Genomic DNA, 4582 nt, shown 5'->3' with positions numbered 1-4582 from the left:
CATGGGGGCTGCGCCCCCTCGCCCCCCGTATCGCGCTTCGCGCTCGTCCTCAAACGCCGGACGGGCTGAAAGCGTTTCAGCCCGTCCGGCGGTTGAGGACCGGGGGTCAGTGACGGGAACGGGTAGGGGCGGCGGGGGCGAGGAAAACGCCCATGACGTCATCGACGCGGCACAGATGTCACGAATACGTGTCCCATGCGGGACAAGGGTCGCGGGGCACTGGTCACCGCCCACTACCCTGGTGTGGTGACTATTCGCCTGTACGACACCAGCGCCCGGCAGATTCGCGATTTCACCCCGATCACGCCGGGTTGTGTCTCGATCTACCTGTGTGGCGCCACGGTGCAGGCGGCCCCGCACATCGGCCACATCCGGTCGGGCCTCAACTTCGACATCATGCGCCGCTGGTTCGAGTACCGCGGCTACGACGTGACGTTCGTCCGCAACGTGACGGACATCGACGACAAGATCATCAGGAAGTCCGCGGAGCAGGACAGGCCCTGGTGGGCGATCGGCTACGAGAACGAGCGCGCCTTCAACGACGGCTACACGGCACTCGGCTGCCTCCCGCCGACGTACGAGCCGCGCGCCACCGGTCACATCACCGAGATGGTCGAGATGATGCGCGGGCTCATCGAGCGCGGTCACGCGTACGAGGCCGACGGGAACGTCTACTTCGACGTACGGTCCCTGCCCGGCTACCTCTCCCTGTCCAACCAGGACCTCGACGAGCTGCGCCAGCCCGCCGAGGACGGCGAGACCGGCAAGCGGGACCCGCGGGACTTCGCCATGTGGAAGGCCGTCAAGCCCGGCGAGCCGTCCTGGGAGACGCCCTGGGGACGCGGCCGGCCCGGCTGGCACCTGGAGTGCAGCGCGATGGCCCACAAGTACCTGGGCGCCGCGTTCGACATCCACGGCGGCGGCATCGACCTGATCTTCCCGCACCACGAGAACGAGATCGCCCAGGCCGTCGGCTTCGGCGACGAGTTCGCGCACTACTGGGTGCACAACTCATGGGTGACCATGAGCGGCGAGAAGATGTCGAAGTCGCTCGGCAACAGCGTGCTCGTCAGCGAGATGGTCAAGGCGTGGCGGCCCATCGTGCTCCGTTACTACCTGGGCACCCCGCACTACCGCTCCACGATCGAGTACAGCGAAGAGGCACTGCGCGAGGCCGAGTCGGCGTTCGCCCGGATCGAGGGCTTCGTGCAGCGCGTGGTGGAGAAGGCCGGGGGGCCGGTCGAGCCCGCCGCCGAGGTGCCGCCGGCGTTCGCCGAGGCGATGGACGACGACCTGGGGGTCCCGCAGGCCCTCGCCGTCGTGCACACCACGGTCCGCCAGGGGAACTCCGCACTGGCCGCCGATGACAAGGAAGCGGCCGTCGCCCGGCTCGCCGAGGTCAGGGCCATGCTCGCGGTCCTCGGTCTCGACCCGCTCGACCCGCGCTGGGCGGGCGAGAGCGACCGCGGCGAGGACCTCCACGGAGTCGTCGACACGCTCGTACGGCTGGTGCTGCAGCAGCGCGAGTCCGCCCGCGTCCGCAAGGACTGGGCCACCGCCGACGCCATCCGCGACCAGCTCAACCAGTCCGGGCTCGTCATCGAGGACGGCCCCCAGGGACCGCGCTGGACCCTCGGCCCGCGCTGACCATTTCTTGATCGATTGTGCCGTCCGGGTGTCCGGGCGGCACACTGCATAGACGTACACCCGTACGTCCATCCGTACGTCTTCACACAGACAGGTAGGTCATGGCCGCTAACAACCGCCGCATGTCCGGCAAGAAGGGCGCGCAGGTCGGCAGTGGCGGCCAGCGACGCAGGGGCCTCGAAGGCAAGGGACCCACCCCGCCCGCCGAGGCGCGCAAGGGACACAAGAAGAACCGCATCGCCGGCGCCAAGGCCAAGCAGCTCGTGCGCAAGCCCTCGCCGCGCGGCGGCCGGGGCGGCAAGGGCACGTCCGAGATGGTCGTCGGCCGCAACTCCGTCGTCGAGGCGCTGCGCGAGGGCGTACCCGCGACGATGCTGTACGTCCAGCAGTTCATCGACAACGACGAGCGGGTGCGCGAAGCGCTGCAGCTCGCCGCGGAGCGCGGCGGCATCCACCTCATGGAGGCCCCGCGTCCCGAGCTGGACCGTATGACCAACGGGCTCAACCACCAGGGTCTCGTCCTCCAGGTCCCGCCGTACGAGTACGCGCACCCGGAGGACCTCGCGGCCGCCGCGTACGACCAGGGCGTGGACCCGCTGATCGTCGCCCTCGACGGCGTGACGGACCCGCGCAACCTCGGTGCCGTCGTCCGGTCCGTCTCCGCGTTCGGCGGCCACGGCGTGGTCGTGCCCGAGCGGCGTGCGGCGGGGATGACCGCCGGAGCGTGGAAGACGTCCGCCGGTGCGGCCGCCCGTACGGCCGTCGCCCGCGCGTCCAATCTGACGCGGGCGCTGGAGGCGTACAAGAAGGCCGGGCTCGTCGTGGTCGGCCTCGCCGCCGACGGTGAGGCCGAGGTCGGTGACCTGGAGGCCCTCGGCGGGCCCGTCGTCATCGTCGTCGGCAGCGAGGGGAAGGGGCTGTCCCGGCTGGTGGGGGAGACCTGTGACTTCCGCGTACGGATTCCCATGCCGGGCGGGACCGAGTCGCTGAACGCCGGTGTGGCTGCGGGAGTTGTGCTGTACGAGGCAGCGCGCAAGCGGGCCTGATTCGGGGATCGGCTGACGCCGGGTCGTCGTTCGGCTGAAGGTGCGTGGGGGCTGGTCGCGCAGTTCCCCGCGCCCCTTACGGGGCCCGGGTTGATCTTGACGGGGTCCGGACAGATCGGGCGAGTCAAAGCAGTGTCCTAAACACACGTCACTCGGTTAGATGAGTGTGGACACCAGAACACCCCGCACACCCACGGGGGACAGCTCGTTGGGATTCGACGACGCTCCCGCGCTGAGCATGGTGAAGGTGCCGAGCGATCCGGCGCAGGTCATCGTCAATCATGCGAGCTTCCGCGTGCAGCTGAACACCGCGCCGCGGGCCCAGTCCCCGCGTGGCGCGCGGAACTTGAGCTCGGGCGGCGACACCGCGCGCACCCCCGTCGTCGGCACCGCCGCAGGCACCCGGCGCCGCGCGCCCGTCGTCTGGAGCGGGAAGTCCGCCCCTGACGACACGGGCGCCACCCGGCTGTTGCAGGCCGTGCGGAGCACGAGCCTGCGCCACGGCGCCGAGGCACCGGCGGGCGAAGGCGGCGCGACCCAGGTCATCCCGCGTGTCGACGGCGAAGGACCCGCCGGGTTCGACGTCGACGCCACCGTCGAGACCCCGACCGTCCGCGGCCCCGAGACCCGCCTCCTGCCGCAGCAACTGCGCAGCGCGGGCAGCGCCTACGAGGAGCTCGACGAACCCCCGTACGCGGAGGGCGACTTCGAGGACGACTCCTACGAGGACGACGACTACCGGGACGAGGACGACGGGGCGCTCAAGCGGCACGGAGCCGCCCCCGTCCGGCACGGCTACTACCCCGGCCGCCGGATGAACCTCGGCGTCGTCCTGCTCCCGATGCGCGTCTTCCTCGGCTTCATCTCCATCTACGCCGGCATGGGCAAGCTCTGCGACCCCGTCTACTTCGACGGCGGCAAGCGCGGCTCCATGGTCAAGTGGCTCAACTCGCTGCACCCCTGGGAACTCGCCGAGCCCCTGCGCGAGTTCGCGCTGCAGCACCCCGTCGGCTCCGGACTCCTCATCGCCTTCTTCCAGGTGATCGTCGGCGTCCTCACCGTCCTCGGTCTGTGGCAGCGGGTCGCGGCGGTCGTCGGCGCGCTGCTGTCGGCGGCACTGCTGCTGACCGTGAGCTGGAAGTCCGTTCCCGTCTACGACGCGCCGGACATCATCTTCCTGGCCGCCTGGTCGCCGCTGATCATCGCGGGTGCCCCCGTCTACTCCATCGACGGCCGCCTCGCGGGCGAGGCCTGGCGCACCCTCGGGCCGCGTGCCGAGATCTGGGAACTGCGCCGTCGCGTACTGCGGCGCGGGGCGCTCGTCGCGGCGATCGTCGTCGGACTCACGCTGCTCATCGGGTCGATGCTCGGCGGCGCCGTCCGCGACTCCGACCGCGTGGTCGTCCCCGGACCGGGCGAGGCCCCGCGCAACGAACTGCCCGGCTCCGCGCTCCCGCAGGAACCCGGAGCGCGCCGCGACAAGCAGAGCCCCTCGGCGTCGGCCGACTCGCCGACCCGCGGCGCGACCTCGGCGAGCCCGTCGGGCGCCGCGACCTCGCCCGGCGCGACGGCCCGTGAGACGGCCGGCGCCACCGCGGGCCAGCCCAGCCAGACGCAGGGCTCGAACCAGGCCCCGCCGCAGCAGTCGGCGCCCCCGCAGGCGCCCGCCACCACCGCGGGACCGTCCTCCTCTGGCGGCGGCACCACGGGCGGCGGTACGGGCACGGGCGGCGGCACCGGCTCCGGAGGCGGCACGGGCGGCTCCGGAGGGTCCGGCGGCAAGTCCGGGCTCGTGGGCGGCCTGCTCGGCTGAGGAGCGCTTACGACGCCGATGGGGCCCCCCCCCATCCTGGTGCGGGGCCCCATCCGGGTAACAGCAGGCAAAAATA

3 protein-coding genes are annotated in these 4582 nt (G+C 71.5%); all 3 read left to right on the top strand.

Features of this window, described 5'->3' with window-relative positions; translation table 11 throughout:
• Window positions 1–246 precede the first annotated feature (246 nt).
• Window positions 247–1647, top strand: a complete 1401-nt coding sequence (gene cysS, locus ACFVH5_RS43975; protein ID WP_385839303.1) for a cysteine--tRNA ligase — start codon at window positions 247–249, stop codon at window positions 1645–1647.
• A gap of 101 nt (window positions 1648–1748) precedes the next feature.
• On the top strand, window positions 1749–2693 hold the full coding sequence (rlmB, locus tag ACFVH5_RS43970; protein WP_384816630.1) for a 23S rRNA (guanosine(2251)-2'-O)-methyltransferase RlmB: 945 nt from the start codon (window positions 1749–1751) through the stop codon (window positions 2691–2693).
• A 160-nt stretch (window positions 2694–2853) separates the two neighbouring features.
• Window positions 2854–4506 (top strand): DoxX family membrane protein, encoded by a 1653-nt coding sequence (locus tag ACFVH5_RS43965; protein ID WP_385839302.1) that lies wholly within the window; start codon window positions 2854–2856, stop codon window positions 4504–4506.
• The last annotated feature ends 76 nt before the right edge of the window (window positions 4507–4582 follow it).

Source organism: Streptomyces sp. NPDC127119, assembly GCF_042677425.1.
GTDB lineage: Bacteria > Actinomycetota > Actinomycetes > Streptomycetales > Streptomycetaceae > Streptomyces.
Note: the sequence above shows the minus strand (reverse complement) of the source record. Positions and strands in the feature narration are given on the sequence as shown.